The sequence below is a fragment of the Pseudomonas sp. LBUM1658 genome (genome assembly GCF_059716055.1).
On sequence record NZ_CP166798.1, the window covers coordinates 2,025,027 to 2,045,678 of the forward strand.

Below are 20,652 nucleotides of genomic sequence, written 5' to 3' on the forward strand. Positions count from 1 at the left end.
GAAGAGGGACGATTCAAGTCTGCGTCCAGCTCTTCCTGCAAGGCTCGTTGGGGGCAATGTCATTCTTCTTGTTCTCCATTGATGCGGACGAAGTCATCCAACCGATTTTGGCTGGCTTATTCTGAGAACTGCTCCGCATCAATGGTTTGTTAATGCACGACAAACATTTGTGATTGGATGTCACACAGCCTGAGGCAAGGCCGGTTGGATGCGGCGCCAGGCACTCGGCGACATTCCATACCAGCGCTTGAACGCGTGTGATAGCGAGCTTTGTTCGGCATAACCGAGCAATAGCGCCACTTGGGAAATTCGCAATGTCGGATCACTGAGATACAAGGCCGCACGTTCACGACGGATATCGTCCACCTGCTTCTCGAATGCCAGCCCTTGATCATCCAGGCGCCGCTGCAGGGTGCGAACGCTGACGAAGTAATGGCTGGCGATGGTGTCGAGCGTGCAACGGCCGGTCGGCAGAAGTTTACGAATCAGCGCATCCATCTGGTGTTCGAGGTCGAGCCCGGACGCGTCTGCAATTCGCTCCAGATAGTCGGTGACGAGGGCCTTCATCTCTGGATCGTTGCCGTCCATCGGGCGCGCAGTATCACTTGCAAAAAATTCGAGCCCGAAAGTAGCTTGTGAGAATTTCGACGGACAACCAAAAGTACGGGAATAGAAATCCTTCGGTTGCAAGGGGGCATGGGTGAAGAAAATTCCCCGCGGCCGGGCATTGGCACCGGCCAGTATTTGAAAAACATTGACGCCCGCCATGAGGCACCATTGTTCAAACTGGCGCGCGATGCCAACTCTGGGCACTTTGATCTGATAGGTCAGACGCAGCCCTGCGGCGATGCTCTGGCATTGCAGTTCCACGGCCGGGTTCAGCAAGCTGATGAACCGCGCAGCCGCCCCGATCGCCTCGCCTACAGTGGCGCATTGGGTCAATGCCAGCATCACCGGACCGAGCGGAGCGCGACCCTGCATCGTACCGAGGCGAATGCCGAAATCCGGGCATTGCAGGTCGTCGGCGCAAGCTTCCATCAAGCGGATCAGCGCTGAGCCAGGAATCGGTACTTCACTTTGATCAAGCCCTTGTAGCGGCAGTTGAAAGCGTTTCTCGTAACCCGCCGCATCGCCACCCAGTTCCTCTATCAGGTTCGCGAAGCCCTGCAGCACCCAACCGCGCATGTACGGGGTCATACCACTGCTCCTTGATCTGGTGGCTGCCATAAATGGCATTCAATCACAAATGTTTGGCATGCATTAACAAAATTGGCGCCTGCGCCGGTGCCTAAAATGGGGTCTGTCAGTCGAGGCAATACCGCTCGTTGCCGAGTTGGACAATCAGAGGTTTTTACATTGACGATAAGCAATGAGTACTGCGATGTGGGTGAAGCGCATCGGACGCTGAAAGACGGCGTTGCGCCGGACACTCAAAACCGTGGTTCATCGATCATTGGTGCCTATGCCATTGCGATTGCTGAAGCGCTCGAAAATCATGGTGCTTGCGCGGATCAGGTCTTTCTATCCTGCGGGGTGATGTTGCCAGCGACCACCGATCCGATGTTGCGCATCGATAATCAAACGATCGCAAAGCTCTATGCCGCGGCCGTGCAGGCCACAGGCGATCCGTGTTTCGGCCTGCGGGCCGGCGAAACCTTGCGTCCCGCCAACCTCCATGCGATGGGCTTTGCCCTGCTGGCCAGCATTTCAATACGGGACTTCGCGCAACGGCTGAGTTCGCTTTACCGTGTCATTTCGCAGAATGCCAACATCCGCGTAGAGGAGCGAAACAACACGTTCCTGCTCATCACTTCAAGCGTACCGGGGGCGCAGGTGTGCCATGAAACACACGACGCCTACATCGCCTTGATCTTTACGCTTTTGCGGACCATTTCCGGCAATCGATTTCGTTTGAGCAAACTCGAGTTGATCCGACCTGACTCTGAAGGCATGGCACAGGTCTTTTCCGAGTACTTCCAATGCGAGGTCGAATTCGGCCGCCCCGAGATCGTGATGACAATGAATCTCGACCTGGTGGACAAGAGACTGCCAGGTGCCAACGAGGAACTTGCCTTGAGCCATGACCGCACGGTGATGGAGTACCTTCAACGCATTGAACGGGGCGATATCGTCAATCGTGTCCGGGCCATTGTCAGCAGCGAATTGTCCTCGCGTTCGCTGAACAAGGATCGAGTGGCTGAGCGGCTGCACATCAGTACCCGTGGTTTGCAATTGAAGCTCGCTGCCAGGGATACCAGTTTTCAGGAAATCCTCGACCATACACGACGCACCAATGCACTCGCCTTCATGTCGCGCAGCTCGGTGTCGGTGACGGAGGCTGCCTTTTCCCTGGGCTTTTCCGAAGTCAGCAATTTCACCCGTGCCTTCAAGCGCTGGACTGGCATGGCACCGAGCCAATATCGCCAGAGCCTCGGGTTGGAGCGCTGACAGGGCAGGGCGTAATCGCGATCAAGTGTCGAAGCCATTGAGCACCTGATACGGGTCGAATGGCACGTAACGCGATTGCCGGTCACGCATGACGCTGACCATCGCGACCTCGGGGTCACGCGGCAGAATCAGTCGGCCACCGCTGGCCACCAGGTAGTCCAGTAATCGTTCTTTCTCGTCGATCAAGGATTCGGGGTTGCGGTCGTAGGCGCTGGTCACATCCAGTTGCAACCATTGCCGCCCCGGCACCAGGTCACCGGCAAATATCACCGGGCCGCCGGGCAAGTCGATCTCCGGCAATAGTTGCCCGGGGGTGTAGCCATCGCTGACATGCAAGCGCCAACCGGAACCGAGCTGATCACAGTCGGGGCCTTCGATCAGATCCAGCCGACCGCTGCTTTCCAATTGCCGCACTATCTGCGCCACAAACAGCGCCCGATCGCGCGGATGGGGCTGCCGTGCCCGTGTCCAGTGACGTTTGCTGGTGATGTAGCGCGCCGCGGGAAACAGCAAGCGAGGTGTCTCGCCGTCCTTGATCATCGCACTCAGGTCGGCCGGTAATTGCGCATGCAGATGAGTCAGCAACACCACATGGATGTCGTGTTCATTCAAGCCATGCCGGTTCAGGCAATCCAGCAGGCCAGGACTGCCCGGCTGGCAGCGACAGGTTCGTGGCGCCGGAGCCAACAGACCATCGACACCGGCCAGCACGAGGATATTGCGCCCGTTCTGTTGCACCAATAACCCGCGAGAAGCCAGTTCGACCCGGTTGTCATGGTCGGGCTTGACCCAACTGGCCCAGGACTCGCGCGGGGTGCTGCCGAACATTACCCCTCCGTCTAGCTTGCGGCGCTTGCCGTCCAGCGTGGAAATCGTGCAATTCACAATCCGTACCTCTTCGAACGCATACCGATGACATTGACGCAGCGCAATCTCATCGGAAGATGGACACGCCTGATTTTCACGGACGCTGTTTCACCATCAAAGGTTTCCAGTGCAGAAAACCAAAGAGCAGCGTCAGGACCAGACTTGCACCCAGCGAGCCCCGGTAGCGCTTGACGTACTTGAACATGACGATGATCTCAAGCAGATGCGCAAGCAGCAGTACTGCTGCAATCGTTTGCCAGAATGACCACCCAGCGGGTAGCAAGCCCACGGCACTTGCGACGCCGAGAACATAGACGCCGATGCACAGGAGTTTCAGCAGTGCTATCAAAATGAGTTCTCCTTATTACCAGGATCCGACCGGTATCAACCCGGGCTTCAATATTTTTTGAGAATGTGCACGAATCCCGCGCTGCCCAGTCCGCCGTTGTGCTGCAACGCGACTCTGGCCCCGGGGACTTGTCGTGCGCCAGCCTGACCGCGCAGCTGCCAGGTCAGTTCTGTCAGTTGGGCCAGCCCCGTCGCACCCAACGGGTGTCCCTTCGCCAGCAGACCGCCTGAAGGATTGATCACCCATTGGCCGCCATAGGTACCGCGCCTGGACGCTACAAAATCATTCAACTCTTCCTGCTTGCACAGACCCAACGCGACGTAAGTGGCCAACTCATTGCTGGCAAAACAGTCGTGCAACTCGATGACGTCGACATCCGACGGACCGATGCCGGCGTCGTCATAGGCCTTGTTGGCCGCATCACGGCTCAGTGCCTGGAACATGGCATCCATGACGCTGCCTTCGAAATAACTACGCTGGTCACTGCACCAGCCCTGACCGACGAGACGTACGTCAGCGCGGATGCCATGGGCGCGGGCAAACTCAGGCGTGCAGACAATCACCGCGGCGGCGCCACAGCTTGGTGGGCAGGCGAAGTTTTTGCGCAGCCCGCGAAAGATCGGTTTCGTCGCCAGGATCTCTTTGACTGTCAACGGCGTGCGAAAAATGGCGTTTTCATTATTGGCAGCGTGCTCGCGGGATCTGACGCACACCTCGGCCAGGGTCTGTTCGGTCACGCCCGTCTCCAGCATGGCGTCGACCTGGGCGCCGAACATGCAGACCGCCGGCGGCGTGCCGCGCTCCTCGTCACTCAGGTTCATGAGGTTGGCGATAACCTCCGAGTGTCGCGCCAGTGGGCTGACCTTGTCAGGGAAGACCATCTCGATCGCGCCTGCGGGCATCTGTTCGAAGCCAAGCGCCAGTGCGCATTCGACCTGCTGTCCACGGACGGCCTGGACCGCCAGGGCAAACGCCGAAGAGCCACTGGCGCAGTTGTTGTTGACGTTGAAAATCGGGATGCCGCTGATAGCCACCCGATAGAGAGCGGTCTGTCCTGCGCAGCTATCCGCGTAGACATAGCCGCAAAAGGCTTGCTCGATCAATGCATAGTCGATGCCGGCATCCTTGAGCGCTGCCCGTGTGGCTTGTTCGCCCATGACATCGTAGCTCTGCGATTGACCCGGTTTGCGGAAGGGCACCATGCCTACTCCGGCGATAACAATATCGGTACTCATAGCGACTCCTTCATCGACGTGATGGCCAGTATCCACAATGATCGACGTTTGTAATTGCAAGGGGAGCAAGCTGATAACAAGTCAGGCACGCAGGGACAAATCGACCTTATCCAGCGTCCGTCTTGCTTGGGACAAGACTTGTGCTTGCAAGGACAAGCCCGGGGGCAGGTGGAGGGATAGTTTGACGGTGAACAAGAAAGCCCATCGGGCATGAGTGAGGAGATTTACCGTGGAATTTACCGGAAAGGTTGTCATCGTTACGGGCGCCGCCAACGGCATAGGTCGTGCTTCAGCCATCCAGTTCGCCCGCCTGGGCGCGCACCTGGTGCTGGCGGACGTCGATGAAAAAGGGTTGCGAGAGACCCTCGAAGTGATTGGCAACAACGCGATCGTTGTTCCTACCAATGTCGCGGATGAAGCCGCCTGTCAGGCCATGGTGGACAGCGCGGTCAGCAAGTTCGGGCGGGTCGACGTGCTGTTCAGCAATGCCGGCATCTGCGGGGTTCGCGGGCGGACGGCCGACGTCTCCGTGGCCGAATGGCGCCGAGTCATCGACATCAATCTGAACGGCGTCTTCTTCTGCGCCAGGGCGGCGATTCCGGCCATGTTGGCCAACGGCGGTGGGGTTATCATCAACACGGCGTCGGTGGATGGCCTGGTGGGCATGGCGACCCTGCCGCACTACACGGCCGCGAAGCATGGTGTTATCGGGCTGACCAAGGCCTGTGCGCTGGAGCATGGACGGCAGAACATTCGCAGCGTCGCCATCGCCCCCGGTTACATCCGCACCGCCATGACCGAGGACAACCTCAGCAAGAACGAGCAGGCCATGTTGGAGGCTATGGTTCCGCAAGGTGGCCGTGCGGGCACACCGGAAGATGTCGCCAACCTGGTGACATGGCTGGCCTCGGACAAGGCTGCGTATATCAATGGTTCGTGCCACACCGTGGACGGCGGGCTGACCGCAGGCTTTGCGCTGCCGGATTGAGTTCCAGGGCGTAAGCCCGCTTTATAAAATGAAGCCGTGTTAGCCGTTCCAGGGCTATCGTCTATACGCAAGGCCGATACGCTGGAACAAACCAATGAGTAGGGTATTGATGGCGCCAACCATCGATACCCGGTCTCTTTCATACCGTGCACGGGATTGCAGAGAGGCATCGCCAACGTGGATCGCATAGAGCCTGAACTGGTGCTCAAGACCACCCCTCCGCGCAGCCAGAGGGGAGCGCAGTTGCGCGATCGATTGAGCATTGATGCTCCCGAACTGGCGGACAAGGTGGCGATCAGCGTGCAAGGGCCGGCCGGCTTCGGCAAGACAATGCTGCTGGCGCAATGGCGACGGGAGTTTTTGTCGCGCGGGGCAGTGGTTGCGTGGCTCACCCTGGATGCGCGTGACGATGGCAGCCGTCTTGCCCAAGGGCTGGCGGCGGCGATGGCTCTGGGCAGCGGCCGGCAGTCCTTTGCAAGTACCAGTGATGGATCCACCGGCCGTGGTCGCGACGAGTTGGAAGGGCTGACCCACTGGCTGGCTGAAGTGGCCGACCTCGGCGGCGAGGCAGTCATGATCCTTGATGAAGCGGACGCATTGCCCGAGCCTACCATCCGCCATTGCCTGACTTACCTGCTGCACAATGCCCCGGCCAACCTGCGCATCATCATGTCATCGCGTCGTCGCCTGAGCCTTAACACCACTGATCTTCTGGCCCGAGGGCTGTATGTCCGGATCGCCGTGGATGTCTTGCGCTTCCGTGCCGAAGAGACCGTCGCATTGCTAAGCACACGTTTCGGAACACGCATCGACGCTGATCTGTGCCTGCGCCTGCATGAAATCACTGAAGGTTGGCCGCTGGGGTTGCAACTGGCGATTTCGGCGATTGAGAAGAGTGCCCATCTGGAAACCGCCGTCGAGGATCTCTCGGCCTGTTCCGGTGATATCCAGGGTTATTTCGTCGATAGGTTGGTCACCCGCCTGTCTGTAGAACAAATCGAATTCATTACCTGCCTCTCCCTGCTGGAAGTCATTCATCCTTCACTCTGCGCTGCACTTACCGGCAGTGAGCGGGCAGGGGAGATGCTGCATGAGTTATGCGCTTCGACGCCAATCTTCGCCGAAGGGGTCGACAGCGACTGGGTTCGCTTCCATCCCTTGGCCCGAGAGTTTTTGCAGAGTCGTTTTCGCGACTACCCGCAGGCGCAACGAAAGGCCCTTCATGAGCGGGCCGCGAACTGGCTGGAAGCGAATGCCTTTTTCGAGGAGGCGGCGCGGCAATACTTGCTGGCCGGGCAGGCCAGCAAGGGCTATCTGATGATCGAACAATGCCTTTACGAGGTCATGCTGCGCGGCCAGTTCAGCCGGGTGCTGGAATGGGTAGAAGAGTTGCCTGCCGAGGAAGTGGAGTCCCGTCCGCGTTTATGCCTGGCGGCGGGCTGGGCTCTGGCGATGAGCGAGCGACATATCGAAGCGGCGAGGTTGATCGCCTGTATTGAACAGGACCCGGCCGCGGACGACGAAACGCGCTGCGAAGCGGCGGCGATAGCGACCGCTGCAGCCTATTTTGCCGACCAGCCAGACGAATCAATGGCGCTGCTCGCTCCGTGGATGGACAAATTGTCTTCCGGTTCGATCAAGCTGCAAGCCATCGTCGCCAATCTGGTCGCCCGCATTACGTTGTTCCAGGGGCAACCGGAAAAAGCCCGACGCATCTTTCAGCGCGCGCCGCACTATACGTGGACCCCGGGGCTCGATGGCATCCGTGGGTATGGTGAGTGGGTCGTGGGCATGACCTACTTGTACGAAGGGCGTATGCCGCCTGCCGAGGATGCTTTTCGCAAAAGCTTGCTGCGCGCCGAACAGGATATCGGCCGGCGCAGTTCGGTGGCGGTGATGCTTGCTTGTGGACTGGCCACGGTGCTTCTGGAACGCGGTGAGATCCAGGAGGCCACGACAGTACTCGCCAATCGACTGGATGTCGTCGAGCGGTTGGCGTCGCCGGATGCGATTGCGATGGGTTTTCTCACGGCGGCACGTCTGGCTGTATTGCAAGGGCAGCCACATCGCGGCCATGACTTGCTGACGGCATTGTTCGCGCTTGGCGAGGAGCGGGGCATCGCACGTTTCTGCATGGTGGCCCTGGGTGAGCAAATCCGCCTCCATGCGCTGCATGGCCGAGGCGATTCTTGCCAGGCACTCTGGAGACGGCTGGATGCGCTGGTGCCAGACGTCGCTCGCCAACAATGCGGTCTGCTGGGGCAGGAACTGGCCCTGTTGGCCGGGCTGAGCAACGCCTACGTCTGTCTCGTCCAGCGCGACTGGCAGGCCATGCTGAACGTGCTCGCCGTGGCAAACGAGCTTGCCGAGCATCTACAGCGTGGTCGCGAAATCGTTCAGGTCAAGTTGCTCAAGGCATTGGCGCTCAAAGATTCAGGCGGGGAAGGGCTGCCCTGTTTGCTCGAAGCTGTCAGCCTGGCCGACACCTACGGCCTGCAGCGTATCCTGCAGGACACCCATCCCGATCTCGTCACGTGGGCGCAGAAGGTCCACAACAAAGATGTACGATTGCTTGCGCAGGAAACCACCCCGTCAGTTCCTGTTCGACGGCAGGAGCCCATGGCTACAGGCGTTTCGCCCAGCCGACTGCTGACGCCCAAAGAGAGGGAAGTGCTGCAGTTGCTGGCACGCAACCTGACGAACAAACAGATAGCCCTGGCACTGAATGTCGGTGATGAAACCGTGAAGTGGCATCTGAAAAACCTGTACGGAAAATTTCATGCCGGCACCCGCAGGCATGTGGTGGACCGCGCCTACATGTTGGGTATTCTTGAGTCGTCTGGTTGAGTGTGATGCGTCCGGGTTTACCTGATTCAGACCTGAATAACTGCCGATTCCACCGAAACCTTCACTTGCGTGGATCGCGCCAGCGGGCTGGCGCGACGTGCCGCTGTGTTGCTGATCAGAGCTTGGTGACAACGGCGCGAGCCAAACCGCGTTCTTCGCAGAAGCCCAGCAGATAGCGGTGACCAAATGCCTTGGAGCCGGACGCGAAGCCCACTTTGGCGGTGTCGCCGTCGAGCAGCTTGATCACACCCGCCACCTGCAAGGCACCGGTGGCAATGTAAGCCGTGGTACCGAGCACTTCGGCGCGCACGGCAGAGAGCTGCCCGCGGCCGATCGCGGTGTCGACCGTACGCATCAGGGTCGTGCGTTCGCGTGGGGGCATCGCCGGGGTTGTCGCCTGGACAATGTCCTTGAGTACCTCATCCTGAGCATCAGCCGGAAGATGCTTGTATTCGGCTTCCCACTTCTTATGCAGCGAATGCACCATCTTCATCGCGTCGTTGTCGTAGAAACCGACGCAGGAAACACAGGAACGCACGCGCGGATCATTCTCGAAATAGATCGGCAACGAGGTGCCGCCCCATGGCAAGGCGAACACTGGTTGCATGAAGTGGGGCGAAGGGATCAAGAACGAAGCATCGACCGGGTGTGCCACCAGTTTCTTGTCCCACAGGTAGCAATGCTCGGCGCGGTACATCTCGAAGATAGAAGCGGTGGAACCGACCGTTACACCAGCACCGACACCGCGTTGGCCACGGCACAACGCCGAGGTTTCCAGCGAGTCGATGCCGGGGTGTTCGAGCGCCAGTTCGGCGGCTATTTCCGAGAAGGTATTCATGTACGCCAGTGAAGGCGAAACGAGGAGGCCGGCCTGGGCGTAGCGCTCGCCAAACTGGTCGCGAACACTACGCACGTACGACTGCTCGCCGGTGGTGTCCAGGTAGTGGCAACCGGCATTAAGCGCGGCTTCGACAGTGGTGAGACCGAATTTGGCGAACGGTCCTACGGTATTGCAAACGACCTTGGCACCCCGGAATGCCTGGGTCAGCGATTCGACCGTATGGTCGACTTCGATGATTTCGTAGGTGGCAGACTCCAGTCGCACCACACGCTGCGCCATCATTTCACGGGTACGCCCGGCATCGCGCGCCACAGCGGTAAACGCAATGTTCTGATCGATCAGCCAATCCATAATCAGCATGCCGGTGTAACCACTGGCGCCATAGACAACGACGGGATACTTAGCCATTTTTATTCTCTTGATGTTGTTGGGTATGCGAGACAGGCGGAGCGATGCACGACAGTTCGCAGAAGCCGCGAAATCCAAGATTTACCTGGCAAAAACCGTCGGCTTTGCCGGGCGTCTCGGGTATGTACATCTCGATATTGTCGGGGGGCTGTAACTGCCGTCGCTCCGCGCTGCACCTTGAATGTTCAAGTCGTCAATACAGGCAAAACGATAAATAACACCGCTTCCTGCACCGCTTAAAAATAGTGAGTTCGATACCCTTGACGCCCCCCATACCGGGGGGCATTGAAAGATTTCAATATTCTGGACACCCCCACAGGACGGGACGTTACCGCCCAGCAATGAGAGGTTGAGCAACGGGAGCAGGAAATGACTACTTTTGGCCGATTTCTTCCGGTCACGACCGTCCGGGATCAACCCGAAGCAAGCGCTAGACGATACCTACGAAACTATGAATCTGACCTATGGAGGCGGCAGTGCTCCAGCGGCGGCGTACGCTGGAAAAGACATCATCGACTCGGTCGGTGGGTGCTCGTAGGTTGAGGACAACACCGCACTGAGTCGATCGCCCAACAGGTTCCAGGCGCGTTTCTTCTCTTCGGCATAATCGTGATGCAGGTAGTGGCGCCTCACCCGAGAGCCAGCCAGAACATGGTTTTGACAGCGATCGATAACGTCCAGATTGACACCCAAAGCCTGCATCATGGTCGCGCCTGTGCGGCGCAGGTCATGCGGCGTCCAGTCACCGTTCTGGCCGTCGGCAAGGACCAGGGTATCGTCATGACGCCGTCTGGAGAGGGCTTTACGGTTTTTGAACCGGGCCTGGCGGTCACCCACCTGTTGCTCACCACCTTCACATCAACATGCTGATCATCCTGCTTGTTGGGAAAGCACCACTGAGAGTCTCCGGTCAGGTCTTGAGTTCCTGAAAGAAATGCAGCGCGAAAGGGGAGAGGAAGACATGGTGGTCCTGTTTCTTGCCGCGAGTGCCCTTGACGTTTTCACTGGGTAAGAACCAGGTCTGCCGGTCCAGATCGACATTTTTCCATTCGGCCTGCAGCAACTCGCCTATCCGGCACAAGGTGCCCAGGCTGATCCAGAGCGCGAGTTGAGTCTCCTTCTTTAATGGACGAATGCCCTCGTATTTTTGGCCGGCGGGGAGGGCGTTGTAATCAGCGGTCATTTGCTGGAAGCGGTTGTGCAATTCCAACAGCTCCGCCGGGGAAAGGATCCGGCTTCTTTCGGCCTCGTAGTCGACAGGTATCAGGGGGGATATGTCGACCAGCTCAGTTGGATCACCCTCGATCAACAAGGCCCGCCAAGGCCCGCCAAGGCCCGCCAAGGCTGGCGCTTCCTGGCCCAGCCGAACATCTGGGTGAGGTCAGCGAAAAAGCTGATGGCCTGCCGGTGAGCGCCGCGGTTGAGCACGGCGCGGATCAGCGCTCGAACATCGTGTTCGGACACACTGCTCACCGCTGTCTTGCCAAGCGCTGGAAAAAGGTCCTTGTTAAAACGCCGCTGCAACTCGGCATTGCCGTCTTTGCGCGCGACGCCATCCAACAACCAGGCCTTGGCCAAATCTTGGACCGTCAGTGTTTGCACCTTCGTCGTTTTTACTTGTTCGGCCTCTACGTTAGCAGCGGCGTATGCCTGTGCCTTGGCGGTTTTCTTGTGTTCATTGGGATTGATCTGCTCATCGATGAGCGATCGGGCCTGGTTGCGTGCCTTGCGGATGTCCGTCAGGGATTTGCGCGGCCAGGAGCCGCAGGAGTACTCTTTGTTCTGGTCGCCCCACCGATATCGATAGAAGAAACTCACCGACACACCGTCCTTACGGACTGAGATTCGACCGGCTAGATTGCCATCCTCCCGGAGGATTCGGCCGGCATCGTTGGCAGTCAGCGACTTGAGTTCTTTGATGGTGATTTTGGCCATAAAATAGGTTCCCCCTACTTTTCCCCCCACAAAAACGTCGGCTCTTGATGGACGTTACTGGACTCTCGTAGAGCAGAACATCTCTGGAACTCAAGTAAATACTCGCTTAGAAAAATCCAGAGTAAAATTTTGGAAGCTTTCAAGAAGTATGAAAAAGGAGATGGGGTGCTAGGGGTCGAGTGTTCGAATCACTCCGTCCCGACCATATTTCGTAAGGGGGTCAAGCACTTAGTGGCTCGATCCCCTTTCTCGTTTCAGGCTTGCGCCAAACCTGCGCAAAACTACCCGGTGATTTCACTGATATTCAGGTCCGGAATTGCCTCGGACCAGACGATTTCTTAGTGGTCCCGCTGGTAGTTTTTGGCCATGCCTTCGTTCGCATGTCCTGCAATTTTCTGCTCATCCTTTTCGGACAATGACCGAGACATCCTCGCCCGCACCGTACGGGGTGAGAACCAATGCCACCCGCCTAAATCTGTTGGACGCCTCAAGCTCACAGGTTCATCCTAGCCACCTGTGAAAAGATCGGGACAGTTGAATGAATGGTTTGTGGGCCAAGGCTGTAGTGGTCTAATGAAACCGGACACCCATTTAGGCGAGAATGCTCGCCAGATCGAGGTGTCAGATGACCAAACAACGCCGTTCCTTTTCTGCTGAATTCAAACGCGAGGCTGCCGACCTCGTGCTCAAGCAAGACTACAGCTACATCGAAGCCAGCCGTTCACTCGGCGTCGGCGAGTCGGCACTACGCCGCTGGGTCAGTCAGGTTCAGCAGGAGCGCAAAGGCGTTACCCCGCAGAGCAAAGCGCTGACACCGGAACAGCAGAAAATCCAGGAGCTGGAAGCCCGGATCGCCCGCCTTGAACGGGAAAAATCGATATTAAAAAAGGCTACCGCGCTCTTGATGTCGGAAGATCACGAGCGTACGCGCTGATCAATCAGCTGAGCGTCCATGAGCCGGTTGATTGGCTGTGCAAAGTGTTTGAAATCAACCGCTCAAGCTACTACGCCTACCGCCTCAAGCGCCGAACGCCTGATGTCGAACGGCTTCGGTTGCGCAGCCGGGTGAGCGAGTTGTTTTCACAAAGTCGCAGTGCTGCCGGCAGCCGTAGCCTTCTCTCGTTGATGCGTGACGATGGTGAGCAACTCGGTCGGTTCAAAGTGCGCAGCTTGATGCGTGAGCTTGACCTCGTCAGCAAACAGCCAGGTTCTCATGCCTATAAACGAGCAATGGTTGAACGGTTGGATATCCCGAACATCTTGAATCGGGAGTTCGATGTCCCGGCACCCAACCAGGTGTGGTGCGGCGACATCACCTACATTTGGGCCCAGGGGAAATGGCACTATCTGGCGGTCGTGCTGGATCTTTGCGCGCGCCGGGTGGTGGGCTGGGCATTGTCGGAAAAGCCGGACGCCGAGTTGGTTATCAAGGCACTGGATATGGCCTACGAGCAACGTGGAAGGCCTCAGGGCCTGCTGTTTCACTCGGATCAAGGGTCGCAGTATGCGAGTCGTTTATTTCGCCAGCGGCTGTGGCGTTATCGAATGCGCCAGAGCATGAGTCGCCGGGGAAATTGCTGGGACAACGCGCCGATGGAGCGGGTGTTCCGCAGCTTGAAAACCGAATGGATACCGACTCTGGGTTACAGAACTGCTCAAGAGGCCCAGCGCGATATCAGCCATTTCTTGATGCATCGGTACAACTGGATTCGACCCCATCAATTCAACGGTGGGCTGGCGCCAGCTCGGGCCGAAGAAAAACTTAACGTCGTGTCCGGGATTAGTTGACCACTACACTGGAGTTTAAGCATTCGATTGTGCGCCCCGCCCTACGACGCAACAGCATCGTTCAGGTTCGCACAGTGCTGTTGATCGCCTTGCTAGCGCTCAGCCGGAAGTTCGTTATTCTCGATTCTGCCGCTACTCCTGCGCTCACCATTGCCGCACTAGGATTTGCCACCCTGGTGCTCGGCATCGTCTGCTGGCTCTTACGAGAGTGTGATAAGGATGAATAGCTACAAGGGCTTCGCAATGCCAACAATTTTCCACCGAAGCGGGCTTTTGTGAGGAGACATTTAACGAAAACGCCGTTATACGCAGCGGCTCATGGACGCTTGTTGGCCCGGATTCCAAGACCTGAAAGCGCTTCGAACAGCGCCTCACCCCCCTCGGAAATGCTGCTGCTGTCGTCGTTCGCATGCGTCAAAATCAAGTAGCCGTCAGCTTCATGCAGGGTGACGGCGTCCACCTCGGCATAAAACTTGTCGTTGTGTCTGAACGATACCGCTGAATTCATTTTGGTTCCTGCGGTGCACGTGGGGCGGATCACGACGCGACCGTATCGGGTGCCAGGCTGTGGATTTTGTCAGCGGTCACGGCCAAGGCCACACACGCCATCCGACCGCGCTGAATTTCAGTGATGACCCCAGCATCGCGTAAGCCCAAGGCATAGCCCTCGGCACGACCGGCGGCTTCCATTACCAGGGGCAGGAGACGGCCTTCGATGATCTTGAACAGCAGGTTCCCCCACCGTACCGTCTGCCCGCTGCTCAGCCCCATGACTGCGTCATACGCGGCGAGAGAACTCAACATATTACTGTCAGCCAGAACATTGGAATTCGACATGAATTAAATCTTTTTTTGTTTTTGAGTGGGTTTATACAGACGAAAAAAAACGGCGGGATGAAAGCCACCGTTTTTTACTGATTCCGTATCCATTGGGCATCGTTACGGATGCATCGCTCTACTGCGATGTCCCGAGCTCTCAGCCTTGTCAGCCTGGTCGATCCATCAACACAACGGATGATATTAACTAGCCAGGCAACAATTAGGCAGCGGGCAATTACCTAAGCCATTGTACGCAAATGCTTACAACGCCTCCGAGGCTAGATTCGATGGAGGATAAAAACGAAATTTGAATCCATCTGCCCCTTGATTACGCGCTCTCACCGGTAGCGATCCGCGAGAATGCTTACTCTGGCATTGTCCAGGATTGCAGCTTGTAGCCCTCCTGGCTCAACTCGGCGCGCGCCTCTTGCAGGAGGCTTTCCAGCTGCGCCGGATCGGAATAGGCACTGCTTGGAATCTGTTTGCGGCCAATACGAGTGTTGCTCCGGTCGATGACGGTCAGGCTCAGTTCGCCATTACCGTCTTGCGGAGCCCAGGCAACGCATTGAAAAGGTTCAAATGCGTCGCCGGCAATCAAAAGTGCTTCGTTGATGCGGAGCGGGGTGCTCATGGGGTTTCTATCCTTGTACCCAAAAAATGATGTGCCGTCGGTTGGGCTTTCCGGTCGGCTGGCTATTAGTAGGGGAGTCAGCACGGACAAATAGAAATAATCATCTGCGCTTGATGGGAGCTTAAGCATTCCCAAAAAGGAAGTCATACAGTTCAGTTAGGCCTGTGCTGCATCCTTGATCCAGATAGTGAGAAGCCCCCCATTCACCGCGCCGTCTTTTACAACCACCAAGCCGTCGCCGTAATCACCGCTGCTTGCGCGAAAATCAACATGAAAAATCCTACTCGACATGACGAAGCCTCACCAATTTAGAGCTTATGAGCGTAGCTGCAGAATGCCGGCTAGCGCGGTGGCATGTGTAACAACTTGTGCCATTAGTTGGCTTCATGAAGTACGCATTGTCGTTGCTCAACACGCCCAATTGTTCGATCCTCCGATGCCTCCCGATTTTGACGCTTCGCTTCGAACAGGAGGTCTGTCTTTTTCAATTAGGGTCGATGGTGCAAAGCAGGGCGGAAGGAGATTGGCTAGAGAACATATGACAGCGCCCTTCGGCGGCGCTGCTCATATCGAATGACGGCTTCTGGCCGATTCTGTTGAAAAAGTCGCTTCGGTTCTCGGCTCAGAAAAGAACGCGTCTGAGATTGAAATCCGCACTACGCGCAGAAAGGATCAGGACTCGGATTTTACGTAGCAGCGTACAAAAATCACGCTTTCACCACTCAATGCACTACCCACTTGGCCGGGTCGACTTTTTCAACACAATCGGCCGTTTTCTGCCCTTCACCCACTGAGGAAGGGAGCCAACTGCCTAAGCAGATGCGGAAGTGATCCGCCACGGCTAAGTGTGTTCCGGAACACACCTAAGCGGCAGCGCATAACGGCGTTTCGTTAAATGTCCCCTCACAAAAAACCTTCTGTGGGCTTTTTTGAGCCTGCTGAACACCAGCCCCCCGGAGGCTGGCCTACCATTGCCATAGTGAGTGGTTTTACGCGCACTCTGCCCCTGTCGTTCATTGCCAAAGGACTGCTTTTGAATGTCCGTGACCTACCTGCCGCTGGAAGCCTGGAACAAACACTGGAAACTCGACGGCTCACGGGTGCGCTGTCGGTTGTGTGGCAGTGCCCAGGGCCTCACGGACGACGGTGCTTTTAGTCATGCGCTCGGCTGTAAAGCGCGGAGCGTGAAAGCCCAATACCCCAGTCGGGAACTGGCTTCCATCCTGCACCAGAAAATTCAATCGGGTTTGTTCTGATGCGCGCCGGGATTCAAGACGGGCGTGATAGGACGGGGTTAGGGAAACTCTGAAAAAGACTTCCATCTCTGGTGAAATACCCATCTCACACGAATCGAACGGTTGAGCCCCGATGAAACAGATGTCCTTCGCCGATGCCGAGTATGCCGGTAAACGTAAGCAGACCCGCCGCGAGCGCTTCCTGATCGAGATGGATCAAGTCGTGCCCTGGAAGGGTTTGATTGCCTTGATCGAACCGCATTATCCGAAGGGTGAAGGTGGTCGTCCGGCGTATCCGTTGCTGGCCATGTTGCGGGTTCATCTGATGCAGAACTGGTTCGGCTACAGCGATCCGGCGATGGAAGAATCGCTGTATGAAACGACGATCCTGCGCCAGTTTGCAGGGCTGCATCTGGATCGAATTCCTGACGAAACCACGATTCTCAACTTCCGCCGCTTGCTGGAGAAACATGAGCTGGCGGGTGGGATTTTGCAGGTTATCAACGGTTATCTGGGTGACCGTGGATTGATGTTGCGTCACGGAACGATCGTGGATGCGACGATCATTCATGCACCCAGCTCAACCAAGAATAAAGACAAGAAACGCGACCCCGAGATGCATCAGACCAAGAAAGGAAATCAGTACTATTTTGGAATGAAATCCCACATTGGCGTTGATGCGGATTCGGGCTTGGTTCATAGCGTTGTCGGTACTCCCGCCAACGTGGCGGACGTGACACAAGTGGATCAATTGCTTCACGGAGAAGAAGTTCACGTCTGTGGCGATGCCGGTTACACCGGGGTGCAGAAACGCCCAGAACATCAGGATCGCAAGATGATTTGGTCGATTTCTGCCCGGCCCAGTTCGTACAAAGAGCATGGCAAAGACACGGTGATCGGTAGCGTGCTACGCGGGATTGAGTATGCGAAAGCGCAAGTCAGAGCCAAGGTTGAGCATCCGTTTCGAGTGATCAAGCGCCAGTTTGGCTATACGAAAGTGCGCTTTCGTGGTCTGGCGAAAAACATCGCTCAGCAGACGACGTTGTTCGCCTTGTCGAACCTGTGGATGGTGCGAAAACGATTGTTGAATGCAGGAGAGGTGCGCCTGTAATGCGGGCTAATCGCCCTGAAACAGCGCGATTAGAGGAAAAATCATGAATTAAAGAGTGGAAAGGTCCGATTTTCGACCGAATCAGCGTTTTTTGAACCTCTCACAGAGAGGGCATCAAAAATCGGTGGGTACTTCAGACCTTCCTTAGATGAAAGTTTGAAAGGAAATGGTGGATTCGATGCATGGTCAGCACGTCTTCAAAACGCGCTTAATATTGTGAATGTTGAATAGGCGTGCTTGTTCAATATTTACTGAGTCTGAATTTGGAAACCGATAAAGTAAGAACTATTGCGACTGAGGGCCAATGGCAATTTTCAGGCGCCCATCCCGGTCAAGGTGGTAACGTTCTAGATCACGCGCCAGGATTAACTCGCCGGTGAAATATGCCGCTGCTTCCTCGCGGATATCTCCAATGAACGGGCTTCGCTCGGGATTAGATTGATAGCGTGCACTGAAGTGGGTAAGAACCAGATTTGGAATGCGGGCCGACTCGGCAAAACGCGCCACCGTGGCGGCACTGCTATGTCCATAACTCTCGCGAGTACGATCGATTAGTGACTGAGTGAAGGTTGCCTCGTGCACAAGCACATCTGCACCAGAAACCACCTCGGCTAGCAGTTCGGGAGTATCGTTATCGCCACAGATGATGATGCGTTGACCGGGTCGCGCAGGACGTAAATATTGCTCCCCACGAAATAGACGTCCGGCATGCTCAACCTCACGTCCATGCGCCAACTCACCCCAAAGCGGGCCGCGAGGAATACCCTCGGCTTCCAGACGTTGCACATCCAGCCGCGGATTAGGATTTGATTCGGAAAATACAAAACCATAACAAGGCACGCGATGAGAGAGAGTAACGATGTTGACCTGAACATTGCCGTTTCGCCAGCCATTGAAGGTTTCTGTCGCATGCAAATGCAACTCGAAGGGTAGGCAGGACTTGCTGACGTTCAGGCTGAGGCGCACCCAGTCATGTAGCGCAACCGGCAACACTATGTCGAGCGGTTCGAGGCGCCCTGACATGCCGGCAGTGGCCAGCAGGCCGGGTAAGCCGAAGCAATGATCACCGTGTACATGCGTTATGAAGCACCCGCGAAGCTGTTGTAAAGACAACGGGGTGCGTAGAAGTTGGTGCTGGGTGGCTTCACCGCAATCCACCAGATACCAACCCCTGCCTAAGGATTCGATCAGGGCGATGCCGCTCACGTTTCGATTTCGGCTCGGAACGGCTGATGAAGTACCAAGAAACATGAGATCCATGACCGATCCTTCATTCAGGCAGTTGATCTGAAAAGCAGTCAGCTTGCGAAGCTCTGAAAAAAATCATGATTTTTTCCTCCCGCATGCCTTTTGACACCCTCGATGTGAGTTTGGCTCTAATGAGCTTCGCTTGGTTCCTGATCGTGCATGACTGTTTTTGGTTGTGTATTTGACCGGTCGATGCGACCGATCCTAACCACCAAACAAGCTGGTGAGAGTAAAGACCGCTCGATTACGAAATTTGGATGAGTACCAGTGCTGACGGACTGTTGTTCCGATGGTTGCTGAATTGGCGCGGCGCCGTTCGTCCTTTGCGCAGCACTTGGATGAATCCGGCTGTTCAAAAGGAGACTCATCACTCTGTAGTGGAGACTTCTATGAAACCCCACCCAACCAGCATTGAAAATTTGCCCGTGAATGACCTGGGTGATCCGAATGATGATGGTTGCATTCTGGGCACTGCCGGTCGCGACGAAGATCCAAATGCAACAACAGACTGGGATCACGAAAGTGATTCTGCGGGCAACGTCCAAACTCCAGAAGATGCCCACGGCTTGCCCGGATACCCCGTGATATAGAAGATGATGAGGAGCACTCAATACCGTTGAAGCGGCCACGGGGTGCTGAACCAAAAACCGGTATCGAAACACCGGAACAGAACAATGACAGTGTTGATTGAGCGGTAGTGATTGCGTCCAGAAATTCGATTTTTTCACTATAGCGGCGGGTAATTTCCGTTGGTCGTGCCAGTGGGACGAAGGCTCAGGGCGCAGATCCAATGAAGGTGACTATTTTTTTGTTAAAGGAGATTAGCCATGACCAAACGACAGGAACCGCATCACGGCTTTTCCGACGACCCACAAAAAGTTAAAGAGGCGGGGCGTAAAAGCGAACAAAATGCCAATGTGGCAACTGACAAGGCGGAGAAAGCTCGAATCGGCGGGCAACATAGCCATGGCGGGACGCGCGGAGAACGGTGATAAACAGCTGACCTGCTGACATGCCTGCGTCAGCAGGTCGGTATCCTCATAAAGCAGTGGCGAGACGACGAACCAGAACAGGATCACCGAGATCAGTTGAATGAGCATGACGTCGGTGAGAGGCTGACGGACGACGAGCGCGTCAGCAGGGAAGAGGAATCGGCGTGTGACGGAGTTAGGGTTACGCCGGGCCCCGCAGATGAAGAGCAACTACCCAATCAGTAATACACTGCCTTGAAGGAGATGCTGCGGATGAGCATTTGGTCATCAAGCCTCGAGTCTTTTCGAGACAAAATTGCGGCTGATACTTCGGTACCAAGCTGTGGTGCCACGTCATGCGTCTGTGCCAGCTTCGGGCTTGCGCTTCTCCTCATGGCGCTGCGTAAATCCGCTACCCGCAACCTGGAAGACGAGGGGAAAAAGACCATCTATGAGGTGGAGCAACTGATGGCAGTCATGAAGGCCCTCGCCGACAACGATGTTCGGGCGTTCAGTGCTTTTATCGAAGAGCCACTGGCTGACTCTCAAGGTCACAGTCAGCAGCGAACACTGGAAATTACCTTAGGTGCACTCGCAGCTGCGAGATGCTGCCTTCAGGGCATCGAACTTGCAGAGAGGGGCTTACCAGGTGTGAAGTCATTCTTGCAATGCGATGTGGTCGCCGCCGTCTTAACCATGCACGCAAGCCTATCGGCGCTATTGCTGAATGTCGATTCGGTCGTTGATCAGCTCGTACCGACAGCTAGGAGAACTGATCTGGTACATAGCCGCTCCGACCTTCAGCGAAAAGCCGATGAAGCGCTAGCTCGCGTCTGGCGTCAGGACAAACCGCTCCTGACGTGAGCACGCAGCCAAAACGCATGATCAAATCGATACAGAGCCTCGACGGCTGGCGAGATCGTCGAGAGCA

General features: G+C 56.4%; 18 protein-coding genes and 2 pseudogenes. 10 read left to right on the plus strand and 10 right to left on the minus strand.

Annotation, left to right across the window (positions count from 1 at the left end):
- Positions 1–180: 180 nt before the first annotated feature.
- Positions 181–1,197: an AraC family transcriptional regulator gene (locus ACA064_RS09265; protein ID WP_497673082.1), complete on the minus strand. Its 1,017-nt coding sequence runs from the start codon at positions 1,195–1,197 to the stop codon at positions 181–183.
- 186 nt (positions 1,198–1,383) lie between these two features.
- Here ACA064_RS09265 and ACA064_RS09270 point away from each other — a divergent pair, with 186 nt between their 5' ends.
- Positions 1,384–2,448, plus strand: a complete 1,065-nt coding sequence (locus ACA064_RS09270) for an AraC family transcriptional regulator (RefSeq protein WP_497673083.1) — start codon at positions 1,384–1,386, stop codon at positions 2,446–2,448.
- A gap of 21 nt (positions 2,449–2,469) precedes the next feature.
- Here ACA064_RS09270 and ACA064_RS09275 read toward each other — a convergent pair whose 3' ends face one another.
- From ACA064_RS09275 to ACA064_RS09285, 3 genes are all read right to left on the minus strand, one after another.
- Positions 2,470–3,276, minus strand: coding sequence for an MBL fold metallo-hydrolase (locus ACA064_RS09275; protein ID WP_497674205.1), 807 nt, complete (start codon positions 3,274–3,276; stop codon positions 2,470–2,472).
- Between the two features lie 133 nt (positions 3,277–3,409).
- Positions 3,410–3,664, minus strand: coding sequence for a hypothetical protein (locus ACA064_RS09280; protein WP_497673084.1), 255 nt, complete (start codon positions 3,662–3,664; stop codon positions 3,410–3,412).
- Between the two features lie 47 nt (positions 3,665–3,711).
- Complete coding sequence (locus tag ACA064_RS09285) at positions 3,712–4,899, minus strand: thiolase C-terminal domain-containing protein (RefSeq protein ID WP_497673085.1); 1,188 nt, start codon at positions 4,897–4,899, stop codon at positions 3,712–3,714.
- A 229-nt stretch (positions 4,900–5,128) separates the two neighbouring features.
- Between ACA064_RS09285 and ACA064_RS09290 the strand changes: the two genes are divergently transcribed.
- Together ACA064_RS09290 and ACA064_RS09295 are read left to right on the plus strand one after the other, a co-directional pair.
- Positions 5,129–5,887, plus strand: coding sequence for an SDR family NAD(P)-dependent oxidoreductase (locus tag ACA064_RS09290; protein ID WP_497673086.1), 759 nt, complete (start codon positions 5,129–5,131; stop codon positions 5,885–5,887).
- A gap of 177 nt (positions 5,888–6,064) precedes the next feature.
- On the plus strand, positions 6,065–8,734 hold the full coding sequence (locus tag ACA064_RS09295) for a winged helix-turn-helix domain-containing protein (RefSeq protein ID WP_497673087.1): 2,670 nt from the start codon (positions 6,065–6,067) through the stop codon (positions 8,732–8,734).
- 115 nt (positions 8,735–8,849) lie between these two features.
- Here the strand turns inward: ACA064_RS09295 and ACA064_RS09300 are convergent, their stop codons facing one another.
- Positions 8,850–9,983, minus strand: coding sequence for a saccharopine dehydrogenase family protein (locus ACA064_RS09300; protein WP_497673088.1), 1,134 nt, complete (start codon positions 9,981–9,983; stop codon positions 8,850–8,852).
- Positions 9,984–10,445: 462 nt separating this feature from the next.
- Positions 10,446–11,918, minus strand: a pseudogene (locus tag ACA064_RS09305) (tyrosine-type recombinase/integrase).
- A gap of 625 nt (positions 11,919–12,543) precedes the next feature.
- On the opposite strand from ACA064_RS09305, the gene ACA064_RS09310 reads away from it, so the two are divergent.
- Both ACA064_RS09310 and ACA064_RS09315 read left to right on the plus strand, forming a co-directional pair.
- A protein-coding gene (locus ACA064_RS09310) for an IS3 family transposase (protein WP_497669507.1) occupies positions 12,544–13,706 on the plus strand; the annotation gives its coding sequence in 2 pieces (ribosomal slippage) (positions 12,544–12,799 and positions 12,799–13,706; 1,164 coding nt in all).
- Positions 13,703–13,933, plus strand: a pseudogene (locus ACA064_RS09315) (phosphate-starvation-inducible PsiE family protein); the annotation flags it as partial. The gene ACA064_RS09310 and the pseudogene ACA064_RS09315, both read left to right, overlap by 4 nt.
- A gap of 89 nt (positions 13,934–14,022) precedes the next feature.
- On the opposite strand, the gene ACA064_RS09320 reads toward ACA064_RS09315, so the two are convergent.
- The 3 genes from ACA064_RS09320 to ACA064_RS09330 all read right to left on the minus strand — a co-directional run bounded on the left by ACA064_RS09320 (position 14,023) and on the right by ACA064_RS09330 (position 15,156).
- Positions 14,023–14,214 carry a hypothetical protein gene (locus ACA064_RS09320; RefSeq protein ID WP_497673089.1) on the minus strand — a complete coding sequence of 64 codons (192 nt, stop codon included), beginning with the start codon at positions 14,212–14,214 and terminating at the stop codon, positions 14,023–14,025.
- 29 nt (positions 14,215–14,243) lie between these two features.
- Entirely contained in the window at positions 14,244–14,543 is a 300-nt protein-coding gene (locus tag ACA064_RS09325; protein WP_497673090.1) for a hypothetical protein, read from the minus strand.
- Positions 14,544–14,889: 346 nt separating this feature from the next.
- Positions 14,890–15,156: a hypothetical protein gene (locus ACA064_RS09330; protein ID WP_497673091.1), complete on the minus strand. Its 267-nt coding sequence runs from the start codon at positions 15,154–15,156 to the stop codon at positions 14,890–14,892.
- Between the two features lie 1,037 nt (positions 15,157–16,193).
- On the opposite strand from ACA064_RS09330, the gene ACA064_RS09335 reads away from it, so the two are divergent.
- On the plus strand, positions 16,194–16,412 hold the full coding sequence (locus ACA064_RS09335) for a hypothetical protein (protein WP_497673092.1): 219 nt from the start codon (positions 16,194–16,196) through the stop codon (positions 16,410–16,412).
- A 112-nt stretch (positions 16,413–16,524) separates the two neighbouring features.
- Positions 16,525–17,502, plus strand: coding sequence for an IS5 family transposase (locus ACA064_RS09340; protein WP_497669155.1), 978 nt, complete (start codon positions 16,525–16,527; stop codon positions 17,500–17,502).
- A 285-nt stretch (positions 17,503–17,787) separates the two neighbouring features.
- Here ACA064_RS09340 and ACA064_RS09345 read toward each other — a convergent pair whose 3' ends face one another.
- Entirely contained in the window at positions 17,788–18,762 is a 975-nt protein-coding gene (locus ACA064_RS09345) for a ribonuclease Z (protein ID WP_497673093.1), read from the minus strand.
- Between the two features lie 377 nt (positions 18,763–19,139).
- Here ACA064_RS09345 and ACA064_RS09350 point away from each other — a divergent pair, with 377 nt between their 5' ends.
- The 3 genes from ACA064_RS09350 (at position 19,140) to ACA064_RS09360 (ending at position 20,585) form a co-directional block, all read left to right on the plus strand.
- Positions 19,140–19,340: a hypothetical protein gene (locus ACA064_RS09350; RefSeq protein WP_497673094.1), complete on the plus strand. Its 201-nt coding sequence runs from the start codon at positions 19,140–19,142 to the stop codon at positions 19,338–19,340.
- Between the two features lie 237 nt (positions 19,341–19,577).
- The gene (locus tag ACA064_RS09355; protein ID WP_253551918.1) at positions 19,578–19,742 is read left to right on the plus strand and encodes a general stress protein; all 165 of its coding nucleotides are present in this window, start codon (positions 19,578–19,580) and stop codon (positions 19,740–19,742) included.
- 252 nt (positions 19,743–19,994) lie between these two features.
- On the plus strand, positions 19,995–20,585 hold the full coding sequence (locus ACA064_RS09360; RefSeq protein WP_497668903.1) for a cyclodeaminase/cyclohydrolase family protein: 591 nt from the start codon (positions 19,995–19,997) through the stop codon (positions 20,583–20,585).
- Positions 20,586–20,652 lie beyond the last annotated feature (67 nt).

Bases quoted from the DNA above. Each gene is read 5' to 3' on its own strand.
- ACA064_RS09275 (WP_497674205.1), bottom strand. From the start codon at position 3,276: ATGTTCGGCAGCACCCCGCGCGAGTCCTGGGCCAGTTGGGTCAAGCCC.
- ACA064_RS09345 (WP_497673093.1), bottom strand. From the start codon at position 18,762: ATGGATCTCATGTTTCTTGGTACTTCATCAGCCGTTCCGAGCCGAAAT.
- ACA064_RS09300 (WP_497673088.1), bottom strand. From the start codon at position 9,983: ATGGCTAAGTATCCCGTCGTTGTCTATGGCGCCAGTGGTTACACCGGC.
- ACA064_RS09335 (WP_497673092.1), top strand. From the start codon at position 16,194: ATGTCCGTGACCTACCTGCCGCTGGAAGCCTGGAACAAACACTGGAAA.
- ACA064_RS09320 (WP_497673089.1), bottom strand. From the start codon at position 14,214: ATGAATTCAGCGGTATCGTTCAGACACAACGACAAGTTTTATGCCGAG.
- ACA064_RS09330 (WP_497673091.1), bottom strand. From the start codon at position 15,156: ATGAGCACCCCGCTCCGCATCAACGAAGCACTTTTGATTGCCGGCGAC.
- ACA064_RS09265 (WP_497673082.1), bottom strand. From the start codon at position 1,197: ATGACCCCGTACATGCGCGGTTGGGTGCTGCAGGGCTTCGCGAACCTG.
- ACA064_RS09285 (WP_497673085.1), bottom strand. From the start codon at position 4,899: ATGAGTACCGATATTGTTATCGCCGGAGTAGGCATGGTGCCCTTCCGC.
- ACA064_RS09340 (WP_497669155.1), top strand. From the start codon at position 16,525: ATGAAACAGATGTCCTTCGCCGATGCCGAGTATGCCGGTAAACGTAAG.
- ACA064_RS09325 (WP_497673090.1), bottom strand. From the start codon at position 14,543: ATGTCGAATTCCAATGTTCTGGCTGACAGTAATATGTTGAGTTCTCTC.
- ACA064_RS09355 (WP_253551918.1), top strand. From the start codon at position 19,578: ATGACCAAACGACAGGAACCGCATCACGGCTTTTCCGACGACCCACAA.
- ACA064_RS09350 (WP_497673094.1), top strand. From the start codon at position 19,140: ATGAAACCCCACCCAACCAGCATTGAAAATTTGCCCGTGAATGACCTG.
- ACA064_RS09360 (WP_497668903.1), top strand. From the start codon at position 19,995: ATGAGCATTTGGTCATCAAGCCTCGAGTCTTTTCGAGACAAAATTGCG.